Source organism: Phenylobacterium sp. (genome assembly GCF_036402295.1).
Taxonomy (GTDB): Bacteria; Pseudomonadota; Alphaproteobacteria; order Caulobacterales; family Caulobacteraceae; genus Phenylobacterium.
On the sequence record NZ_DASWTE010000170.1, the window covers coordinates 1 to 19,070 of the forward strand.

18 protein-coding genes and 1 pseudogene are annotated in these 19,070 nt (G+C 70.5%); 9 read left to right on the forward strand and 10 right to left on the reverse strand.

Going from position 1 to position 19,070, the window contains the following annotated elements; translation table 11 throughout:
• Nucleotides 1-399, reverse strand: a pseudogene (locus tag VGD44_RS10790) (sugar phosphate isomerase/epimerase); the annotation flags it as partial.
• Nucleotides 400-455: 56 nt separating this feature from the next.
• Nucleotides 456-1,673 (reverse strand): MFS transporter, encoded by a 1,218-nt coding sequence (locus tag VGD44_RS10795; protein ID WP_331086769.1) that lies wholly within the window; start codon nucleotides 1,671-1,673, stop codon nucleotides 456-458.
• 227 nt (nucleotides 1,674-1,900) lie between these two features.
• On the opposite strand from VGD44_RS10795, the gene VGD44_RS10800 reads away from it, so the two are divergent.
• Nucleotides 1,901-2,911 carry a LacI family DNA-binding transcriptional regulator gene (locus VGD44_RS10800; protein ID WP_331086772.1) on the forward strand — a complete coding sequence of 337 codons (1,011 nt, stop codon included), beginning with the start codon at nucleotides 1,901-1,903 and terminating at the stop codon, nucleotides 2,909-2,911.
• A gap of 113 nt (nucleotides 2,912-3,024) precedes the next feature.
• On the forward strand, nucleotides 3,025-3,396 hold the full coding sequence (locus VGD44_RS10805; protein ID WP_331086774.1) for a response regulator transcription factor: 372 nt from the start codon (nucleotides 3,025-3,027) through the stop codon (nucleotides 3,394-3,396).
• 199 nt (nucleotides 3,397-3,595) lie between these two features.
• Here the strand turns inward: VGD44_RS10805 and fixJ are convergent, their stop codons facing one another.
• Together fixJ and VGD44_RS10815 are read right to left on the reverse strand one after the other, a co-directional pair.
• Entirely contained in the window at nucleotides 3,596-4,201 is a 606-nt protein-coding gene (fixJ, locus tag VGD44_RS10810; protein WP_331086776.1) for a response regulator FixJ, read from the reverse strand.
• Between the two features lie 4 nt (nucleotides 4,202-4,205).
• Nucleotides 4,206-5,252, reverse strand: coding sequence for a sensor histidine kinase (locus VGD44_RS10815; protein WP_331086778.1), 1,047 nt, complete (start codon nucleotides 5,250-5,252; stop codon nucleotides 4,206-4,208).
• A gap of 214 nt (nucleotides 5,253-5,466) precedes the next feature.
• Between VGD44_RS10815 and VGD44_RS10820 the strand changes: the two genes are divergently transcribed.
• A complete protein-coding gene (locus tag VGD44_RS10820; RefSeq protein ID WP_331086780.1) occupies nucleotides 5,467-6,279 on the forward strand; it encodes a phytanoyl-CoA dioxygenase family protein in 813 nt (270 codons plus the stop codon).
• 2 nt (nucleotides 6,280-6,281) lie between these two features.
• Here VGD44_RS10820 and plsY read toward each other — a convergent pair whose 3' ends face one another.
• Nucleotides 6,282-6,950, reverse strand: coding sequence for a glycerol-3-phosphate 1-O-acyltransferase PlsY (plsY, locus tag VGD44_RS10825; protein ID WP_331086782.1), 669 nt, complete (start codon nucleotides 6,948-6,950; stop codon nucleotides 6,282-6,284).
• Between the two features lie 20 nt (nucleotides 6,951-6,970).
• Nucleotides 6,971-8,230: a cytochrome P450 gene (locus tag VGD44_RS10830; protein ID WP_331086784.1), complete on the reverse strand. Its 1,260-nt coding sequence runs from the start codon at nucleotides 8,228-8,230 to the stop codon at nucleotides 6,971-6,973.
• Between the two features lie 84 nt (nucleotides 8,231-8,314).
• Between VGD44_RS10830 and VGD44_RS10835 the strand changes: the two genes are divergently transcribed.
• From VGD44_RS10835 to VGD44_RS10845, 3 genes are read left to right on the forward strand one after another with little or no spacing between them, the layout of a single operon-like run.
• On the forward strand, nucleotides 8,315-8,776 hold the full coding sequence (locus tag VGD44_RS10835; protein WP_331086786.1) for a hypothetical protein: 462 nt from the start codon (nucleotides 8,315-8,317) through the stop codon (nucleotides 8,774-8,776).
• Nucleotides 8,777-8,786: 10 nt separating this feature from the next.
• Nucleotides 8,787-9,836: a hypothetical protein gene (locus VGD44_RS10840; protein ID WP_331086787.1), complete on the forward strand. Its 1,050-nt coding sequence runs from the start codon at nucleotides 8,787-8,789 to the stop codon at nucleotides 9,834-9,836.
• A gap of 2 nt (nucleotides 9,837-9,838) precedes the next feature.
• Nucleotides 9,839-10,441 (forward strand): CoA pyrophosphatase, encoded by a 603-nt coding sequence (locus tag VGD44_RS10845; RefSeq protein ID WP_331086789.1) that lies wholly within the window; start codon nucleotides 9,839-9,841, stop codon nucleotides 10,439-10,441.
• A gap of 4 nt (nucleotides 10,442-10,445) precedes the next feature.
• Here VGD44_RS10845 and VGD44_RS10850 read toward each other — a convergent pair whose 3' ends face one another.
• Complete coding sequence (locus VGD44_RS10850; RefSeq protein WP_331086791.1) at nucleotides 10,446-11,687, reverse strand: LLM class flavin-dependent oxidoreductase; 1,242 nt, start codon at nucleotides 11,685-11,687, stop codon at nucleotides 10,446-10,448.
• Nucleotides 11,688-11,834: 147 nt separating this feature from the next.
• Here VGD44_RS10850 and VGD44_RS10855 point away from each other — a divergent pair, with 147 nt between their 5' ends.
• A complete protein-coding gene (locus tag VGD44_RS10855) occupies nucleotides 11,835-13,094 on the forward strand; it encodes an MFS transporter (RefSeq protein WP_331086793.1) in 1,260 nt (419 codons plus the stop codon).
• A 46-nt stretch (nucleotides 13,095-13,140) separates the two neighbouring features.
• Nucleotides 13,141-14,460 carry an aspartate aminotransferase family protein gene (locus tag VGD44_RS10860; protein WP_331086795.1) on the forward strand — a complete coding sequence of 440 codons (1,320 nt, stop codon included), beginning with the start codon at nucleotides 13,141-13,143 and terminating at the stop codon, nucleotides 14,458-14,460.
• On the opposite strand, the gene VGD44_RS10865 is transcribed toward VGD44_RS10860, so the two are convergent.
• Together VGD44_RS10865 and VGD44_RS10870 are read right to left on the reverse strand one after the other, a co-directional pair.
• The gene (locus tag VGD44_RS10865) at nucleotides 14,444-15,220 is read right to left on the reverse strand and encodes an aminotransferase class IV (RefSeq protein ID WP_331086797.1); all 777 of its coding nucleotides are present in this window, start codon (nucleotides 15,218-15,220) and stop codon (nucleotides 14,444-14,446) included. The two genes, VGD44_RS10860 and VGD44_RS10865, sit on opposite strands and share 17 nt — an antisense overlap.
• Nucleotides 15,217-16,575 (reverse strand): anthranilate synthase component I family protein, encoded by a 1,359-nt coding sequence (locus VGD44_RS10870; protein WP_331086800.1) that lies wholly within the window; start codon nucleotides 16,573-16,575, stop codon nucleotides 15,217-15,219. The genes VGD44_RS10865 and VGD44_RS10870 overlap by 4 nt, the downstream gene beginning before the upstream one ends.
• Before the next feature lie 88 nt (nucleotides 16,576-16,663).
• Here VGD44_RS10870 and VGD44_RS10875 point away from each other — a divergent pair, with 88 nt between their 5' ends.
• On the forward strand, nucleotides 16,664-17,521 hold the full coding sequence (locus VGD44_RS10875) for an enoyl-CoA hydratase-related protein (RefSeq protein ID WP_331086802.1): 858 nt from the start codon (nucleotides 16,664-16,666) through the stop codon (nucleotides 17,519-17,521).
• A gap of 30 nt (nucleotides 17,522-17,551) precedes the next feature.
• Here VGD44_RS10875 and VGD44_RS10880 read toward each other — a convergent pair.
• Nucleotides 17,552-19,070, reverse strand: a 1,519-nt coding sequence (locus tag VGD44_RS10880; RefSeq protein WP_331086804.1) for a TonB-dependent receptor, incomplete at its 5' end; no start/stop codon positions are given.

Below are 19,070 nucleotides of genomic sequence, written 5' to 3' on the forward strand. Positions count from 1 at the left end.
GCCCATGTCCTCGCCCGCCTGCGGCTTGAGTTCGAGCCGGTCGGGGAAGAAGCAGATCGGCGCCACGGCGGCCTTGGCGCCCAAGGCGTGCAGGGCGGCCGCCAGCTTGCCGAGGTCGCCGTCCAGCGTGGGGTCCGCGCCACCGCGGCCGCGCGGCTGGATGTGGACGCTGGGGCACGTGAGGCCGGCGCGATCCAGCGCGGCCCTGATGTCCGCAGGGCTCTTGCCGAGGAGGCCGGGGAGCTCGACGGTCTTGTAGCCGATGTCGGCCAGCGACTTCAGCGAGGCGTCGAGGTCGACGGCCGCCGCCGGGCCCAGGGTGTAGAGCTGGATGCCGATGGGCAGGCCGGCCTGCTTGAAGAAGGGCTGGGCCGTGGCGGCCCCCGTCGCTGCGCTCATGGCCGCTCCCATTCCCAGAAGGACGCTCCTGCGGGTATGCACGCTCATATCTCCTCTCACGCGGCCGCTTCCACGGCCTGGGGGGCGCGCTCGGGCGGACGGAAGAACACGGCCAGCAGCAGGACGGCGGCCAGCGCCATGGCCGTAGGCGCTAGGAACAGCCGCTGGTAGTCGACCACGCCGTCCGCGGTGAAGCGGGCGATCAGCGACGGGAACAGGAAGCTCGCCACCACATTGCCGACGCCCAGGATCAGGAGGTTGAACAGGCCCTGGGCGCTGGACCGGACGTCCTTCGGGAAGGCGGCGTCAACGAAGATGTACACGGTGGCGAAGAAGAAGGCGTAGCAGATGCCGTGGAGCAGCTGGACCGCTATGATCGTGGGCACGCTGTCGGCGAAGAACGCGAAGGTCGCGAACCGGGCGGCGTGGCCCAGGATCCCGATGATCATGGTGAGCTTCCAGCCCAGCCGGACCAGCACCGGACCCAGGATCAGCATGGTCACGATCTCGGCGATCTGGCCGAGGCTGAGCACCACCATCGAGAGGTTGCCGGCGATGCCCACCCGGTTGGTCAGGAAGGCGTCGGCCATCACGAAGTAGCCGTTGTGGACCACGCTATCGATGAAGGTGACCAGGAACAGCACCGCGACGAACGGCACGCCCAGGAACTTCACGGCCTCGCGCCAGGCCAGCTTGTCGACGCCGGGCCCGCCGTCGGTCTTGGGCGGGGTGTGCGGCAGGGTCAGCGAGTAGCCGGCGAGCGCGAACGAGACGATGGCGCCGACCAGGAAGATCCAGCGCACCTCGGACGCCGTCGCCTGCGCGCCCAGGAGGAAGATGAAGGGCCAGCTGACCATGATCCAGCCCACCGTCCCGCCCATGCGCACCACGCCGAACTCGCGCGCCGGGTCCTTCAGGTTGGCGAAGGCGATGGAATTGGTGACCGACAGGGTCGGCACGTAGAGCAGGCTGTAGACGAGGTAGGCCGCGAAGAACGGCCAGAAACTGGTGGAGAACGCCACCGCGACCAGGGCCAGGCCGCCGATGACGTGGCTGACCGCCAGGAAGCGCTCGGCGGCGAAGTTGCGATCGGCGAACTGGTTGGAGAAGAAGATCCCGACGACGGCGGCGATGCCCCAGCAGCTGCCGACCAGCGACTGCTGCCAGGGCGCGAAGCCCAGCATCCCCATGTAGGGGAACAGCTTCGGCGCCCAGGCGCCCCAGACGGCGAGCTGGAGCACCATCATCACGAACAGCCGCGTGCGTACGCCCATGCAGTCCGGCCCCTCCCAGGCGCCAGAGCGCGGCGGACCGCGCTCAACCCCAAAGTGACGGAGGCTCGGGAGAGCCTCCGGCGCATCGCGGCGGGGTTGGTCCCGGCCTCCGATGTAATCGAATTCATTCGTAGCAACGGTGCTGGCGGGAGGCAATCCATTCCGGCCGGTCGCGCCCGTACGGCTGCGCCTTGAAATGACTTGCCCTTGTCGCCAGTGTCGGTGCGATGGCCACGATTCAAGACGTCGCCCGGGACGCCGGCGTTTCCACCGCCACGGTCTCTCGGGTGCTGAGCGCACCCGAGCTGGTGGCGGAGGCCACCCGCGCGCGGGTGATGAAGTCGGTGGCGAGCCTCGGCTACCAGCCGAATTTCGCGGCCAAGAGCCTGCGCACGCTGAAGACCGAGAAGATCCTGGTCACGGTGCCGGACATCTCGAACCCGTTCTTCAGCCAGGTGATCCGCGGCGTGGAGGAGGCGGCGCGGGCGGCCGGCTACTCGGTGCTGCTGGGCGACACCCGCCACGAGGCCGAGCGCGAGGAGGAGTATGCGGCGATGCTGCTCCGCCGCGAGGCCGACGGGCTGATCTTCCTGGGTCATCGCCTGCCACAGACCCTGGCCCCCATGGTGGCGAAGAAGGGCGCGCGGACGCCGATCGTCAACGGCTGCGAGTACAGCTCCGACCTGGGCGTCTCCGGCGCCCACATCGACAATGCGCGGGCCGCCGCCGAGGCGATGGAGCACCTCTACGGCCTGGGCCACCGCGCGGTGGGCGTCATCACCGGGCCGCTGGCGAGCCCGCTCAGCCGCGACCGCCTGGCGGGCGTGCGCGAGGCGGCCGAGGCCGCGGGCCGGACCGGCGGCCTGCGGGTGGCCATCGGCGACTTCTCCATCGAATCGGGCCTGCGCGAGACCACCGACCTGCTGGCCACGGGCGAACGGCCGACGGCGATCTTCTGCTTCAGCGACGAGATGGCGATGGGCGCGCTGGAGGCGATCCGACGCGCCGGCCTGAAATGCCCCGACGACGTGTCGCTGGTGGGCTTCGACGACATCCGCTTCGCCCAGCATCTGGACCCGCCGCTGACCACGGTGAGTCAGCCCATGGACCGCATCGGCCACGAGGTGGTGCGCCTGCTGCTCGACATCCTCTCGGGCCGCGCCCAGGCGCTGGAGCACGTGACGCTACCGCATGCGCTGGCGGTCCGCGGCAGCACGGCCAGGCCGTCGAAGGGGTAGGCCTGGGGCTACCGTAGTTTCCCGTAGGGGACCGACCGGGATTTCGAAATCCGCCGGTCCCGGGGACATTGCGGGTCGCAACGACAGCGTCCGCGAAACGGATTCCCCCGCGCATGGACCACCCCCGGGCCGTCCACATTATCGACGACGACGACGCCGTCCGGGACTCGCTGGCGGTGCTGCTGGAGATCCGCGGCGTGCCGGTCGAGACCTATGCGTCGGCGCGCGCCTTCCTCGCGGCGCTGGCCGACGGGGCCGAGGGTTGCGTTGTGACCGATGTGCAGATGCCGGGCATGAACGGCCTCGAACTCCTGGCCGCGCTGCGGGCCCGCGGCCACACCCTGCCGGTGATCGTCGCCACCGCCCGCGGCGGGCGCGCCATGGCGGCCGAGGCCGTGGCGCGCGGCGCCACGGCGCTGATCGAGAAACCCTTCGCGCCGGACGCGTTCATCGACGCGGTGAGCGAGGCGCTGGGGCGGGGCTGAGCGGAGAACCGCTGCACACCCACGTTTGTCATCCCGGTTTCGCCGCCAGGCGAAGACCGGGACCCATTGGACTCTGAGTTCGTGGAAGGGCGTGAGCGGCGACGCTGAGCATCCTTCCCAGCGCAGCGCTCAATGGGTCCCGGTCTTTGGCCTGCGGCCAAAACCGGGATGACAATGTTGAGTGGGCACTGCGCAGCCCCTACTCCGACCCCTCCGCGTCCAGGCTCATGCGTACCAGTTCGGACAGGCTCTCCGCGCCCATCTTCATCATCAGGTTGGCGCGGTAGGCCTCGACGGTGCGCGGGCTGATCGCCAGGTCGCGGGCGATCTCCTTGTTGGAGTTGCCGGCCAGAAGGCCCTGCAGCACCTCGCGCTCGCGGGCCGACAACGCGGCCAGGCGCTGGGAGCTCTCGGCGCGACGGCTGGTGCGCTCCCGGCGCGTCTCGAGCTGGCGCAGCGCGCCGGTCACCGCCGCGAGGATGGCCCCGGCGGCGTACGGCTTCTCGATCAGGTCCAGCGCACCGCCCTTCAACGCCTCGACGGCCATCGGCACGTCAGCCTCGCCGGTCAGCACGATCACCGGGAACTGGTCCAGCCGGTCGCTGAGCCTGTGCAGCAAATCGATGCCGCTCATGTCGGGCATGCGCACGTCGGTGATCACGCAGCCAGGCGCGGCCCGCTCGACGGCGTCCAGGAAGTCCTCGGCGCAGGCGTAGGCGTGGGCGGTCAGTCCCGCGGCTTCCATGAGCAGCGCCAGCGACTCGCGCACCGCATCGTCGTCGTCGATGACATGAACGACAGGCATGGCCTCAGGCCTCCGCCGGCGCGGCGGGCCGCGGCAGGCTGAAGTGGAAGGTGGCGCCGCCGTCGCTGTTGTCGCTGGCCCAGAGGCGGCCGCCGTGCGCCTCGATGATGTTGCGGGAGATCGAAAGGCCGACGCCCATGCCATCCGCCTTGCCCGAGACGAACGGCTGGAACAGGCGATCGGCGACGTGGGGGGCGATGCCCGGCCCGGTGTCGGCGACGTGCACCTCCAGGAAGCCCGGGTCGGTCGCCCGGCTGCCGATCCGCAGCTCGCGCCGCGGGGACTGGGCCATGGCCTCGACCGCGTTGCGCACGAGGTTCAGCACCACCTGCTGGACCTGGATGCGGTCGGCCATCACCGCGTCGGCGACGCGGTCGAAGTCGTAGCGGATCGCGACGCCGTCCCGCGCGACGCCGGCGGTGGCGACGTCGACCGCCTCCTGCACGAGGCCTGCCAGCGAATGTTCCGAGGCTTCGATCTCGCCGCGGTCGACGTTGGCGCGCACCCGGGCGACGATCTGGCCGGCGCGGATCGTCTGGTCGCCGGCCTTCTGCAGGAGCTCGGTCACCCTTGGGTTGGAGGGGTCGCGGCCTACCAGCTGCTGTGCGGCGCTGATGTAGTTTCCGATGGCGGTGAGCGGCTGGTTGAGCTCATGCGCCAGCGAGCCGGCCATCTCGCCCATGGCGTTCAGACGGGCCACTTGGACGAGCTGTTCCTGGGTCCGCGCCAGGCGCTCCGCATAGAGTCGGGCTTGCCGGAGGCCGCGCAGCCGCGCCTCGCCCGCGATCGCGAAGACGAGGCCGAACGCGGCGAAGATGATCAGGCCGACGGGGCCGATCGGCCTCGCGTCGGCGGTCTTCAGCGCCCATTGCGCCACCGGCATGCTGAGCCCGGTCACCAGGACCGCGGGCCAGAAGCCCCCCAGGAAGGCGGCCAGCAAGATCCCCGGCCACGCCATGATGAAGGGTGCGTTCGGACCGAGGAGGGTCTGCAGCGGGATGCGGCCGAGGACCAGCAGGCTGCCGCCCACGACGCCCGCAAGCACCGCCATCGGCGATGGAATACCCCTGAACATCTTCCACGCCGGCGCTTTCACCGAGTCGCTGCCCCCAGCCACTCAAACACTCACCGGTTCACCATACAACGACAGCGAGCGGAGACAATTCGAGATTGATTGGTATCGGATGCTCACGCTACGCGAGCGCGGTTGCGCGAACTTGCGTTGGGGCTCGACTCCGGCCTATCGGCGGGATTTGCTGTCGGCCATGGACGACGCAGGAAAGCTGCCGGAGGCCGGTGCGCGCAGGCATCCTCTGAACCGGGACTTCGCGTGGGTGAAGGCGCGGCGCGAGGGGCTGAAGCGCCTCACCCCGGCCGAGGTCGACCAGTTCAACGCGGACGGCTTCTTCGTACTGCGGAATGCCTTCACCGCCGAGGAGATCGCCGCGGTGCGGGCTGCGATCGACCCGTTCGAGGAGGCACATGTCGCCTATGCCAAAGCGAAGGGGGGCAAGGTGCGCCTCACCGACGCCGACGCGATCACCTTCACCCTGCACCTGGTCAAGAAATCGGCGGCGCTGAAGGCCTTCTCGGCCCACCCGGCGATCCGCGACGTCTGCCACGACCTCATTGGACCGGCTGTGCGGCTCTACTGGGACCAGGCGGTCTACAAGAAGACCGAGAAGGCCCAGGAATTCCCCTGGCACCAGGACAACGGCTACTCGTTCGTCGAACCACAGCAGTACCTGACGTTCTGGACGCCGCTGGTGGACGTGGACGAGACGAACGGCTGCCCGTGGATTGCGCCCGGCCTGCACAAGCTGGGGACGCTGGAGCACTGGCCCACCGAGATCGGCCTCGTCTGCCTGGAGCGCGCGCCGGGCGCCGTCCCGGCGCCGGCGAAGGTGGGTGACGTGGTGGTGTTCTCGTCGCTGGCCCCGCACCGGACGGGACCGAACACCAGCGACGCCGTGCGCAAGGCTTACATCCTGCAATACGCCCCGGACGGAGCGGTGGTGAGGATGGCCGACGGGACCCTGGTCCCGCAGGACGATCCCGAGCGCCAGTTCCTGATCTGAAGTCAGGTCACGGGGCTGCCTGGCCCCACGCGCGGCTCCGTCCCCGCCAGCAGCCGCCGGATGTTGGCGCGGTGGCGGACGATCACGTAGGCCCCGCCGGCGATGACCAGCAGCCGATAGGGCAGGGGTTGCTCCAAGGCGAAGATCAGGGCGATCGCCGTCAGCGCCGCGAGCATCGAACCCAGGGACACGATCCGGAAGACCGCCACCGCGACACCAAACACGGCCAAGGCCCCCAGGCCGACCGGCCAAGCCATCGCCAGCAGCACGCCCAACCCCGCTGCGACAGACTTGCCGCCGGTGAAATTCAGCCAGATCGAACGGCTGTGCCCCAGCAACGCGGCAAGCCCGGCCAGGCAGATAGCCCAAGGCGTCCAGGTTTGCAGATCGGGCGCCGTCGGTGGCGTCACGGACGGCAGTGCGTAGACCCAGGAATAGAACCAGCGGGCAAAGACGATCGCCGCCACGCCTTTCAGCACGTCCACCAGGAGCACTGCGAAGAACGGCCATATTCCCAGGGTCCGCAGTGCGTTCGTGGCTCCCGTGGATTTGGAGCCGTGCTCGCGGATATCGATGCCCCTCAGCAGCTTCCCCGCCAAATAGCCCGTGGGCGTGGACCCGAGGAGATAGCCGACGGCGAGCACGACCACGCCCGCCATCCAGAAGATCAAGGAGTCCACCTCGTCCGCGCCTAGGCGTGGATGACGACGGGCAGCTCTTCGTAGCCCTTCACGAAGCTGGAGCGGACGCGCTTGGGTTCGGCGACGACCTCGATGTGGCGGAAGCGCTTGAGGATCTCTTCCCAGACGATCTTGAGCTGCAGCTCGGCCAGGCGGTTGCCGACGCAGCGGTGGATGCCGAAGCCGAACGACAGGTGCTGGCGGGGCCGTTCGCGGTCGATGCGGAAGGCCTCGGGGTTCTCGATCACAGCCTCGTCGCGGTTGCCCGAGACGTACCACATGACGACCTTGTCGCCCTTGGCGATGGGCTGGCCGGCGATCTCGGTGTCGACGAGCGCGGTGCGGCGCATGTGGGCGAGCGGCGTCTGCCAGCGGATGATCTCGGGCACCATGTTGGGGATGAGGCCCGGGTTGGCGCGCAGCTTGTCGTACTCTGCCGGGAACTTGTTGAGGGCATAGAGGCCGCCGCTGATCGAGTTGCGGGTGGTGTCGTTGCCGCCGACGATCAGCAGGATGATGTTCCCGAGGTATTCGTCGGGCGTCATGTCCCGGGTGGCGTCGCTGTGGGCCATCATCGAGACGAGGTCGCCGGCCGGGGGCTTGTTGACCCGCTGGTTCCAGAGGTCGGTGAAGACGGCCAGGCATTCCATCAACTCGGCCTGGCGCGCGTCCTCGGTCTCGCAGAGCGCGCCGGGCATCGGCAGACAGGTGGCGACATCCGACCAATGGGTGAGCCGCCGCCGCTCCTCGAACGGGAAGTCGAACAGCGTGGCCAGCATCTGGGTCGTGAGCTCGATGGAGACGCGGTCGACCCAGTTGAAGACCTCGCCGACGGGCAACTCGTCGAGGATCCTTCCCGCCCGTTCGCGGATGATCGGCTCCATGACGGCGAGGTTCGCCGGGGCGACGATCGGGCTCACGGTCTTGCGCTGCACGTCGTGCTTGGGCGGGTCCATGGCGATGAAGCTGGGCCGGCGCAGGTCAGGCCGGGCGTCGCGGATGGTGATGCCGCCCAGCGCCGCCCCAGACGAGAAGACCTGGTGGTTGGTGTCCACCGACATGATGTCGTTGTAGCGCGTAACGGACCAGTACGACCCGAACTCCGACTCCTTGCACCAGTGGACGGGCGCCTCGGCGCGCAGGCGCTCGAAGTAGGGCCAGTGGGTGTCGGTGCGGAAGAGCTCGGGATCGCCCGGGTTGAGGTCTTCCAGCGGCAGCGCATAGGCCTCGGCCCGCGCCTGGTCCCCAAGTCCGCTCGCGCCGTCGGCCATGGCGGGTCTCCCTTTGCGGCCAGCATGACTCCAATCGCCCGCGGTCCGCAAACGCCGTAAGCTGAACGACGGGGAGGCCACCGCATGCTGAGGACGCTGTTCGCCGGTATCATGGGCGCGGCCGCCATCGCCGGCCCAGCCCACGCCGTGCAGGTCTGCGCCTGGATCGGCGAGACGATCGGCGAGGACGACTACCACGAGCTCAAGCTCTGGCTGGAGGCCGACGGCGAAGCCGACGTCCTCTACAATATCAAGGGCGAGGGCCTGGTGAACGAGAGCTCCAGGGGCAACGCGCCGAACAGCGGCACCCTGGTCCTGCGCCGCAAGACGCCGAACACGCCGTGGACGTTCGGGCTCACGCTGGAACCGCCCGGGCGCATCGACGTGATCGCCGAGCTGCGGGCCATCCCGGCCGACATCTTCTCGGAGGTGGAGACGCCGCTCCTGGCGTCGTTCACGTTCCGCCGCGACATCCCCGAGGGCGAGACGACGCCGCCGAAGACGTTCGCCGCGAAGCAGTGCGCGACGCTGGGGAACCCGCGCTAGGCTGGCGGGTATGGACGCTTCGACCGGCTGGCGCGCCGCCGGCACCCTCTACCACCGCTATTTCACCGGCCTCCTTTTGACGGTCGTGACGCGGCGCAGCGCCGCCGACGCGGGCGAGCTGACCTTCCGGCTGTTCCGCAAGCAGCACCACGAGAAGTTCCTCTCCAGCCTAGGCAAGCTGGGGCTGGATGGCCTGCCCGACCCGGTGAAGGCGGCCGGCTACCACTACCTGTCGAACCGCATCGGCGGGGTGAGCGTCGAGTTCGTGCGCGAGAGCGACGCCAAGGCCTGGGTCCACTTCGTGCCGCCGCGCTGGATCTACGACGGGGCGGCGATCTGCGGCATCCCGAGCGAGGTGAGCCGCGGCGTGCTGCGCGGCTGGTATGCGCAGAACGGACCCAGCCTGGGCAACCCGCGCCTGGGCTTCGTCTGCTGCCAGCAGACCACGGACGGGCAGCCGGGGCTGTCGGGCTACTTCCTGGAGCACGACCGGGAGCTTCAGCCGGAAGAACGGCTGCGCTTCTCGCCGGGCGAGCTGCCGCCGCGCTTCGATCCCACCGCGGCGCCGAAGCTGGACGAGGCGGCCTGGACGCCCGAGCGGCTGGCGAAGGCCAACCGCAACTACGCGATGGAGTACGTGAAGAACGCCCTGCCGATCCTGGCCGAGATCTTCGGACCGGCGGAGGCTGCGCACCTGGGCCGCGTGACCGGGCGGCTGATCGGCATGCAGTTCTACGCCGAGATCGCCGCGATACTGGACGCCAAGCCGGGGGCCGAGGGCTTCGCGCTGCTGATGGGCAGGCTGGCCACAGGGCAGGACGACGCCTGCGAGGTGGAGATCGGCCGCAGCGGCGCCGTCGTGCGGCAGACCAGCTGGCGGCTGATGCGCGGCGTCGCGAACGTGCCCGACAGCGTGTTCGAGGGTTGGAACGGGCTGCTGGAGGGGCTGCTCGCCGTCCACGACCGGTTCCTGGTGCTGGACGTGCGCCGGCGGCTGGACCGGGGCGACGCGGCCTTCGAGTGGGAGATCCGGCCGCGCGCCCCGGCGGGGGCGTACTGACCGTGCGCGCGCTGAAGGCCCGCATCGCGCGCCACTTCCAGACCTTCGCGCGGTTGGAGATCGACCCGGAGGGCCGCCGCCGCGCTGCCGTCGCCATCGTCATCTCGCCCACCGACGAGGGGCCGGCCTATCTGCTGACCCGGCGGGCGATGCACATGCGTAGAGGCGCCGGCAACTATGCGCTCCCCGGCGGCGGCATCGAGCCCGGCGAGGACCCGATCGACGCGGCCCGCCGCGAGACCGAGGAGGAGGTGGGCGTGCGGCTGCCGCGCAGCGCGGCGCTGGGCCTGCTGGACGACTTCGTCACCCTGGGCGGCCATGTGGTGACGCCGGTGGTGTTCTGGACCCAGCGGCGGCTGATGCTGATACCCGACCCGCGCGAGGTGGAGCAGGCCTGGTTCGTGCCGCTGGCCGACCTGGACCACCCGCTGTCGCCCAAGCGGCTGAACAACCCCGACGGCGGCCCGCCGCTCCTGCGGATGTTCGCCCGCGGCGGCTGGGTCAACGCGCCGACCGCCGCCTGGCTGTGGCAGTTCCGCGAGGTCTGCCTGCATGGCCGCGAATGCCGCACCCACGGCATCGGCCAGCCGGGTTGGACGCGGTAGAGACCTACCGCACCGCCTCGTTGATCTGGGCCTTTGGGCGGGAGGCCGGGACGACGGGGATCTCGTGGTCCTCCAGCGGGGCCATCCAGCGCTTCCGGGCCATGGCGGCCTCAATGTAGGGGGCGAGCTCGGCGGCCTTCTTCGCCTCGCGTTCGGCGACCTGGGCCTTGAAGGCGGGCATCACCTCGGCGGCGAACAGCTCCAGAGCCTCGCAGATGTGATCGTGGCGGTTGCGGCCGGCCTGCTGCAGGAAGATCACCTGGTCGACGCCGGCGGCCTGGAAGCCCGCGATGTGCTCGCGGATGTCGTCGGGCGTGCCGATGCCGTTGGCGTTGTACTTGGCAGCCTTGCGGGCGGCGATGATCTCGTCGTCGCTGGCCGCGCGGCTCTTCTGGAAGTCCTCGAACAGGGTCGAGCGGCCGGGGAGCACGTCGTGCGCCACCAGGGCGTTCACGGCATAGGAGAAGAACTCGAAGCCCTCCTGCCCGCGCCGGATCGCCTCGTCGCGGTCCGGGTGGACCGAGAAGTTCGACACCATGGCGAGTTGCGCGTTCACCGAATGCCCGACCGGCACGCAGTCCTCGGACTTGATGATGCCGTAGTAGATCTCTGCCCAGGTCTTGGCCTCCTCGGGGTCGAGGAACGAAAAGGCCAGCGCGCCGATGCCGTTGGCGGCGGCGATCTTGATCGTGTCGCGGTTGGTGCAGGCCATCCACATCGGCGGATGCGGCTTCTGCATGGGCTTCGGCACGATGTTGCGGCAGGGGAACGAGAAGCCGCGGCCCTCGTAGCCAGGGTAGGGCTCCATCACCATCATGTTGGCGATCTGCTCGGCGGCCTCCAGCGCCAGCGCCCGCTTCTCCTTGGCCGGAATGGCGAAGCCGCCCAGCTCCAGCCGCGTGGCCCCCTCCCCGATCCCGAAGTCGAGCCGGCCGTTCGAGACGATATCCAGCGTGCCCAGCCCTTCGGCCGTGCGGGCCGGGTGGTTGTAGTTGGGGATCACCTGGCGGATGCCGTGGCCCAGCCGGATGGTCTTGGTGAGCGCCGCGCAGGCGGCCAGGAACACCTCGGGGGCGGAGGAGTGCGAGTACTCCTCGAGGAAGTGATGCTCGACCTCCCAGGCGTAGTCGTAGCCCAGCCGGTCGGCGAGCTGCACTTGTTCCAGCGCGTCGTGGAACAGCTTCGCCTCGTCGCCCGGGTTCCAGGGCCGGGGCAGCTGGTGCTCGTAGAAGATGCCGAAGCGCATGGGCGTTTCCCTCCCGCCAGCCGGTTCCCGCCGGTCGTTGGCGGCACCTTCCCGCTTGGCCGCCGCGGAAGGCAAGACGTTCCTGCACGCGATGCAGGCGAGCCCTCATTCACAACCTGCGCGACTCGGCGGCCTGATTCGCGTCCCATGAGCCATCCGTATGTGGAGTTGTTGCGGGACCGGCACGTCCGGGTCCTGTGGGTGGGCCTCGCGCTGTCGGCGCTGGGGGGCGAGCTCTATCGCGTGGGCGCGCTGTGGCTGGCTGCGGAGCTGGCGGGGCCGAACGCGTCGCTCCTGGTGACCGCGTCGTCGGCGGCGGTGCTGGCGGTGAGCATCCTGGGCGGGCCCATGGCCGAGGCGCTGCCCCGGCGGGGGTTCCTGATTGGCGCTGACGTGCTGGCCGCGCTCGCGTGCGCCGCCGTGGTGGTCGCGGCCACCGCGTCGGGACTGACGTTCCCGCTGCTCGTAGCGATCAGCGTGCTGCTGGGCCTCATCGGCGGCGCGCACCGCCCGGTGCTGCTGGCGAGCGTGCCCTCGCTGACGCCGCCGGGGGAATTGCGCGCCGCCAACGGCCTCTTCGACAGCACCATCCGGGTGGCGCAGGCCGGCGGGCCGTTCCTGGCGGCGGCGGTGATGTCGGTGCTGCCGGCGATCCACCTGCTGACGGCCAACGCGGTGAGCTTCCTGGCCTCGGCGGGCGCGCTGGCGGCGGTGGGACGGCGGCTGGATGCGCCGCGTGACCACGGCCCGAAGCCCGGGTTCTTCCGCCGGCTGGCGCGGGGCGTGCACGCCGCCAACGCCTGCCCCGGCGTCTGGAGCGCGCTGATCACGACCGGCGTGCGGGGCGGGTCGTACGCGCTCGGCTTCACCGTCGCGGTGCCGCTGATCTTCGCCGAAAGCGACGGCGCGAGCGGCCTGGCGGGCGTGGCGATCGTGTTCGGCGCAGCGGCGGCCGCGGAACTGCTGGCCGGGCCGCTGGTCGTGCTGACCGACCCCAAGCGGCCGCTGCGGCGGCAGTTCGAAGGCTATGTGGTGATCGGCGTGGCCCAGGCGTTGATCGGAGCCGCCGCCATGCTGCCGCCGGGCGTCCGGCTGGCCGCCATGGTCGCGCCCGCGCTGGTGATGGGCGTGGCCCACGCGGTCGCCGGCCTGCAGATGCTGACCTTCTTCTCGACCCGGCTCTCCAGCGACGACTATGCGGCCGTGCTGCGCCTGCGCCTGGTGCTGGTGATCGGCGCGATGATGGCGACCACGGCGATCGGACCGTTCGTGCTGCCGGCGCTGGGACCGGCGATGACCGCCTTCGTGTGCGGCCTCGTGGCGGCGGCGACGGCGCTGGTCGGCCTGTTCGGACGCCCCGCCCGCTCGCTCGGCCCCGGCTTCCGGCCGCTGGCGTCGCAGGACTAGCCGGCCGGGAGCGAAGCTGGCTTCATAGAGGCCGAAGAGGAGCACCATGGCCTACGACCGCGACAACCGCCCGGACCTCTCGACCCACTGGATGCCGTTCACGGCCAACCGCCAGTTCAAGGCCGCGCCGCGGCTCGTGGTGGCGGCCAAGGGCATGTACTACCGCTCGGAAGACGGCCGCGAGGTCCTGGACGGGACGTCGGGCCTCTGGTGCGTCAACGCCGGCCACGCGCGGCCCGAGATCGCCGCGGCGGTGAACCAGCAGCTGATGAGCCTGGACTACGCGCCGTCCTTCCAGATGGGCCACCCGATCAGCTTCGACTTCGCCTCGGCGCTGGCGGCCATCGCGCCGGCGGGGCTGGACCGGGTGTTCTTCACGAACTCCGGGTCGGAGTCGGCGGACACGGCGCTGAAGATCGCCATGGCCTATCACCGCGCGCGCGGCCAGGGGCAGCGGACCAAGATCGTCGGCCGCGAGAAGGGCTACCACGGGGTCGGTTTCGGCGGCATCTCGGCGGGCGGTCTGGTGAACAACCGGCGCATCTATCCGCTGCTGCCGTCGGACCACATCCGCCACACCCTGGACGTGGACCGCAACGCCTTCACAAAGGGCCTGCCCGAGCACGGCGCGGAGTTCGCCGACGACCTCGAGAAGCTGGTGGCGCTGCACGGCGACACCCTGGCGGCGGTGATGGTCGAGCCGGTGGCGGGGTCGGCGGGCGTGATCGTGCCGCCCAAGGGCTACCTCGAACGGCTGCGGGCGATCTGTGACCGCCACGGCATCCTGCTGATCTTCGACGAGGTGATCACAGGGTTCGGCCGCCTGGGCGCGCCGTTCGCGGGCCATTGGTTCGGCGTCACCCCCGACATCATGACCACCGCCAAGGGCATCACCAACGGCGTCGTCCCCATGGGCGCGGTGTTCGTCCAGCGCGAGGTCCACGACGCGGTGATCGACGCGTCGGAGACCGCCATGGAGTTCTTCCACGGCTACACCTCCTCGGGTCATCCCGTCGCGTGCGCGGCGGGGCTGGCGACGCTGGAGATCTACCGGCGCGAGGGCTTGTTCGAGCGGGCCGCGGGGCTGGCGGACACGTGGGCGGAGGCGGTGCATTCGCTGAAGGACGCGCCGCGGGTCACCGACATCCGCAACCTGGGCCTGATGGCCGGCATCGACCTGGAGCCGAAGGCCGGCGCGCCGGTGGGATCGCGCGGCTATGCGGCGATGGTGGCGGCGTTCGAGGCGGGCATCCTGATCCGCGCCACCGGCGACACCCTGGCCATGTCGCCGCCGCTGATCGTCGCCGAGGCCGAGATCGACCGCCTCGTCACGGTGCTGCGGCAGGTGATCACCGCGCTCGACTGACCGCCTTGGCGATGGCCACGACGAGCGGCGAGGCCGCCAGCTCGCGGCCGTCCAGGCTCGCGACCAGCCGCACGCCGATCAGGCTGTTGGTGAGGAACATCGGCGCGCCGGCGATGCGACCGAGGTTGGCGGCCACTTCCTGGACCGGCAGGCCCAGGTCGCGGGCGGCGGCAATGGCCTGGCGGCGCATGATCCCGTCCAGCACGCCGCACTCCAGGGCAGGCGTGAACACCTCGTCGTGGCGCAGCCAGAAGACGTTGGCGGCGGCCGCGCAGGCGACATCGCCGGCGGTATTCAGCATCAGGGCCTCGTCGCCGCCAGCGGCCCGCGCCTCGGCCCGGGCCAGCACGTTGTCGAGGTAGGACAGCGACTTCACCCGCGACGTGGGCGAGTGCTCGTTGCGCCGGACGCGGGTCGTCACCAGGCGCGCGGGGCCGGGCGGCGCCCCGAGCGGCGAGGCCTTGGCGGTCAGCCGCGGCTTGGGATCGGCCGGCGGATCGAGGCCACGGTGGCCGGGGCCGGCGCTCCAGTTCAGCCGCACGGCGGCGCGCTCGGGCGAACCCGCCGCCGCCAGCGCCGCCTCGGCCGCGGCGCGCAGGGCGGCCGGGTCAGGCGGCGGCAGGTCGAGGTTGCGGCAGCCGCGGAACATCCGGAACGCGTGGTCGTCCCAGTGGGCCAGCGCGCCCTCAGCCCACAGCACGGTCTCGAACAGGCCGTGGCCCAGCGTGAAGCCGCGGTCGTCGACGTCGATGCTGGTCATTCGGGCCCCGTCAGCGCCTTCAGGATGGCGCCGATCTTGGCGGTGGTCTCCGCGACTTCGGCCGCCGGATCGCTGTCGGCGACGATGCCGCCGCCCGCGCGGGCTTCGAACGACCAGCCCGCCGCATTTTCGAGCAGCGCCACGGTTCGGATCAGCACGCTGGCCTCGAGCGACCCGTCGACGCCGGCCCAGAACAGGCTGCCGCAGTAGGGACCGCGCGGCGACTCGTAGTCGGCGATCACCTTCATGGCCTGCAGCTTGGGCGCGCCGGTGACCGAGCCCGGCGGGAAGGCGGCGAGGAAGGCGTCCCAGGCCGAGCGACCGGGCGCGAGCCGGGCGCGCACCCGCGAGACCAGGTGGTGGACGTTGGCGTAACTCTTCAGGCTCCACAGCTCGGGGACCCGCACGGTGCCGGGCGTGGAGACGCGGGCCAGGTCGTTGCGCATAAGGTCCACGATCATGAGGTTCTCGGCGCGATCCTTCTCGCTGGCCTGAAGCTCGGCGGCGAGCACCGCGTCTGCCGCCGGATCGACGCCGCGGGGCCGCGTGCCCTTGATCGGGTCGGACTCGACCCAGAGACCGCCCGCGCCGGGCCGCACTGACAGGAACCGCTCGGGCGAGTTGGAGACCAGCGCGCGGCCCGGCAGGCGCAGATAGGCCGCATAGCCCGCGACGCTCTGCCGGGCGAGTCGCCGGAAGAGGTCGAAGGGCGTCGCGCCGGCGGCCAAGGTCCCGCGCCAGGGCCGCGCCAGGTTCGCCTGGAAGATCTCGCCGGTGGCGATGCGATCCACCGTCTGGGCGACGGCGGCGGCGTGGTGATCGTCGGCGGTGGCGAGCGCCACCGCATCGGCGAGCACGCCCGGGCGGGCGCTCGTCCGCGGGGCGTCAAGCCAGGTCAGCGCCAGGTCGGCCTGCTCGGATGCCGCGCGCGGATCGGCGCCGCGGCCGATGGCGAGCGCCCGGCGCTGGCCCGCATGGAACGCCAGCAGCGCCGGGTAGCGGATGAGCGTCAGGTCGGGCCAGGCGCCGCCGCGGGTCTGTGGGGCGGTCGCCTCCAGCTCGGCGGAGAGCTCATAGGCGGCCAAGCCGACGACGCCGCCCTGGAACGGCGGCCCGCCGGCGAGCGGCACGGTTGCGTCCAGCAGGCCGGGCAGGTCGCGCCCCTGCTCCACCACGGCGTCGGGGCGGCGCAGCACGTAGGACCAGCCGTCCGGCGACAGCAGCACGCACGCGTGGATCTCGTCCGCGAAGGCCGAGGCCACCTCCACGGGATCGGCCCACGCCGTCGCACGCAGGGCGACGTGGGCGAGGTCGTCGCAGGAAGGCTCAGGAAGGTTGGCGGGCCGGCTCCACATTCGAGGCCGCCTATAGCGCATCCGCACGCTGTTGACCTGCCGCCTCGTAAAGGGCGCGTGATGCGGCCAACGCAATAGGAGGAAGCCGATGGCCTACGAGACGATCCTGTACGAGGTCGAGGGCCCGGTGCTGACGGTCACACTGAACCGGCCGGACAAGCTGAACGCCTACACCGGTGTCATGGGCGCCGAGCTGGCCGACGCCTTCCACCGCGCCGACCAGGACGATGCGGTGCGGGTGGTGATCGTCACCGGCGCCGGGCGCGGTTTCTGCGCGGGGGCCGACATCTCCGGCGGCGCAGACGCGTTTGACACCCAGGCCGCAGGGTCGGTGGCCTTCGCCGCGCCGGGCAAGCCGCGGCAGACGGGCGGCGGATTCGTGGGCGCGATCATGGGCTGCAAGAAGCCCTCGATCGCAGCGATCAACGGGGCGGCGGTGGGCGTGGGCGCGACGCTGACCCTCCCGATGGACATCCGCATCGCGTCCGAGACCGCACGGATCGGCTTCGTGTTCGCCCGCCGCGGGCTGGTGCCCGAGGCCGGCAGCGCCTGGTTCCTGCCGCAGCTGGTGGGCCTGCCGACGGCGCTGAAGTGGTGCCTGACCGGCCGCCTGCTCTCGGCCGCCGACGCGCAGGCGGGCGGGCTGATCGCCGAAGTGGTCCCGGGCGATCAGCTCTTGCCGCGGGCGCGCGAGCTGGCGCTGGAGATCGCCACCAACACCGCGCCGGTGTCGGCGGCGCTGGCCCGGCAGATGCTTTGGAAGTTCGCGGGCGAGGACAGCCCGGCGGGTGCGCTGGCCGTGGACGGCCACCTGTCGATGGTGCTGGGCGCGGGACCCGACGTGAAGGAAGGCGTCGCCGCCTTCCTCGAGAAGCGCCCGCCGAAGTTCCCCGGCAAGGCGTCGAGCGACATCCCGGAGATCTGGACCAAGGCGATGGCGGAGTGAGGCGGCGGCTCTCGCCGCCGCCCCTTCCCGCTAGAACGACTGGCCGAACCTGAGGCCGACGATGCGTGGCCGGCCCGGGTCGAGGAAGACGCGGGTGCAGATCGTGCACGCGACGTTCCGGTCGATCTCGTACTTCTCGCCCAGCAGGTTCTTGGCGAACGCCTCGACCCGCCAGTTGCCGCTCTTCACGCCGGCCGTCAGGTCGACCACCGTGTAGCCTCCCACCTTGCCCACGAGCAGGCGGTCGGCGGTGCGCAGGTCGGGGAAGGCCGAGCCCGAATGCACCAGCGAGCCCTGGACGTGGGCGTCCATGTCGCCGATCGCCCACTCGTAGCGGGCGTTGACGTTGAACTTGAACTTCGGTGTGACCGGCAACGACTGGCCCTTGGGCGCCAAGACCGGGCCGCCGGGCGTGTTGCGGTAGTCCTCGTCCAGTTCGGCGTCGATGTACGAGGCCGCACCTGAGAGGGTCAGCCCTTCGGTCAGCAGCCAGTCGACGTCGGTCTCGACGCCCTTGATCTTCGCCTTGCCGGCGTTGGCGATGATGGTCAGGCCGTTCTGCCCCAGGAACGAGAACTGGAAGTCGTCCCACTTGCCGTGGAAGGCGGCGCCATTCCACCGCAGGCGGTTGTTCAGCCAGGTGGTCTTCCAGCCGAACTCCAGGTTCTTCAGGTAGTCGGGATCGTAGGGATCGCCGCCGCGCCGGTTGACGCCGCCCGGGCGGTAGCCGGTCGAGTAGGTCACGTAGACCATGCGGTCTTCGTCGAACTTGTACTGGGCGTTGATCCGGTAGGTCTCGCCGCTGTCCTTGGTCAGCCGGTCGAGGTTCGTACACGGGCTGCCCCGCACGATCGGCGGGCCGAAGCACGCCGCCTCACCCGTACCCGACGAGTAGCCCGCGCCGTAGCCGAAGAAGCCCTCGAGCCCGTTCTTCGCCTTGAAGAACCGGATCCCGGCATTGATCGTCAGCTTGTCGGTGACGTCGAACGAGCCGTCAGCGAAGGCGGCGTAGTCGCGGTCGACGCGCAGCTGCTTGGTGAGCCAGATCGTGTCGGGCCACATCGGAACCTCGCTGGCCGCGTTCAGCCGGTCGATCCTGTAGCGCTGTTGGATGTTGTGCGTCTGGCGCTGGTAGAACAGGCCGGCCGTCACCCGGAACCGGTTCTCGGCCGGCGTCGCGATCCGGAACTCGTGGGACTGCTTGGTGAAGTAGTCCTTGGACTGGAAGTACTGGGTGATGTCGTTCGGGTTGCCGGCGTCGTCGACCCAGTAGGCGCCGTAGCCGTAGAGGGTGTCGTAGAAGTAGGCGTAGTCCGAGTAGTCGGTCTGGCCGTCCTGCCACCGCTGCATGTAGGCGCCGGCGTAGGTGACATCGAGGTTGGCGATCCGGCCCTCGATCGTGGCGGCCGCCTGGTACCACTTGTCGTCCGAGGTGTCGGGCCGGAAGCGCGCCACGTTCAGATAGCCGCGGCCGGGGTCGTAACTGAACGTGCCGTCGGCCTCGGTGCGCTGCATGTTGAGCGTGGGCGTCACCGACCAGTTCTCGTCG

Coding starts and splice junctions, on each gene's coding strand:
- VGD44_RS10870 (WP_331086800.1), bottom strand. CDS start 16,575: ATGTGGAGCCGGCCCGCCAACCTTCCTGAGCCTTCCTGCGACGACCTC.
- VGD44_RS10850 (WP_331086791.1), bottom strand. CDS start 11,687: ATGCGCTTCGGCATCTTCTACGAGCACCAGCTGCCCCGGCCCTGGAAC.
- VGD44_RS10835 (WP_331086786.1), top strand. CDS start 8,315: ATGCTGAGGACGCTGTTCGCCGGTATCATGGGCGCGGCCGCCATCGCC.
- VGD44_RS10820 (WP_331086780.1), top strand. CDS start 5,467: ATGGACGACGCAGGAAAGCTGCCGGAGGCCGGTGCGCGCAGGCATCCT.
- VGD44_RS10795 (WP_331086769.1), bottom strand. CDS start 1,673: ATGGGCGTACGCACGCGGCTGTTCGTGATGATGGTGCTCCAGCTCGCC.
- VGD44_RS10855 (WP_331086793.1), top strand. CDS start 11,835: ATGAGCCATCCGTATGTGGAGTTGTTGCGGGACCGGCACGTCCGGGTC.
- fixJ (WP_331086776.1), bottom strand. CDS start 4,201: ATGCCTGTCGTTCATGTCATCGACGACGACGATGCGGTGCGCGAGTCG.
- VGD44_RS10830 (WP_331086784.1), bottom strand. CDS start 8,230: ATGGCCGACGGCGCGAGCGGACTTGGGGACCAGGCGCGGGCCGAGGCC.
- VGD44_RS10860 (WP_331086795.1), top strand. CDS start 13,141: ATGGCCTACGACCGCGACAACCGCCCGGACCTCTCGACCCACTGGATG.
- VGD44_RS10840 (WP_331086787.1), top strand. CDS start 8,787: ATGGACGCTTCGACCGGCTGGCGCGCCGCCGGCACCCTCTACCACCGC.
- VGD44_RS10805 (WP_331086774.1), top strand. CDS start 3,025: ATGGACCACCCCCGGGCCGTCCACATTATCGACGACGACGACGCCGTC.
- VGD44_RS10800 (WP_331086772.1), top strand. CDS start 1,901: ATGGCCACGATTCAAGACGTCGCCCGGGACGCCGGCGTTTCCACCGCC.
- VGD44_RS10865 (WP_331086797.1), bottom strand. CDS start 15,220: ATGACCAGCATCGACGTCGACGACCGCGGCTTCACGCTGGGCCACGGC.
- VGD44_RS10875 (WP_331086802.1), top strand. CDS start 16,664: ATGGCCTACGAGACGATCCTGTACGAGGTCGAGGGCCCGGTGCTGACG.
- VGD44_RS10815 (WP_331086778.1), bottom strand. CDS start 5,252: ATGGCGGTGCTTGCGGGCGTCGTGGGCGGCAGCCTGCTGGTCCTCGGC.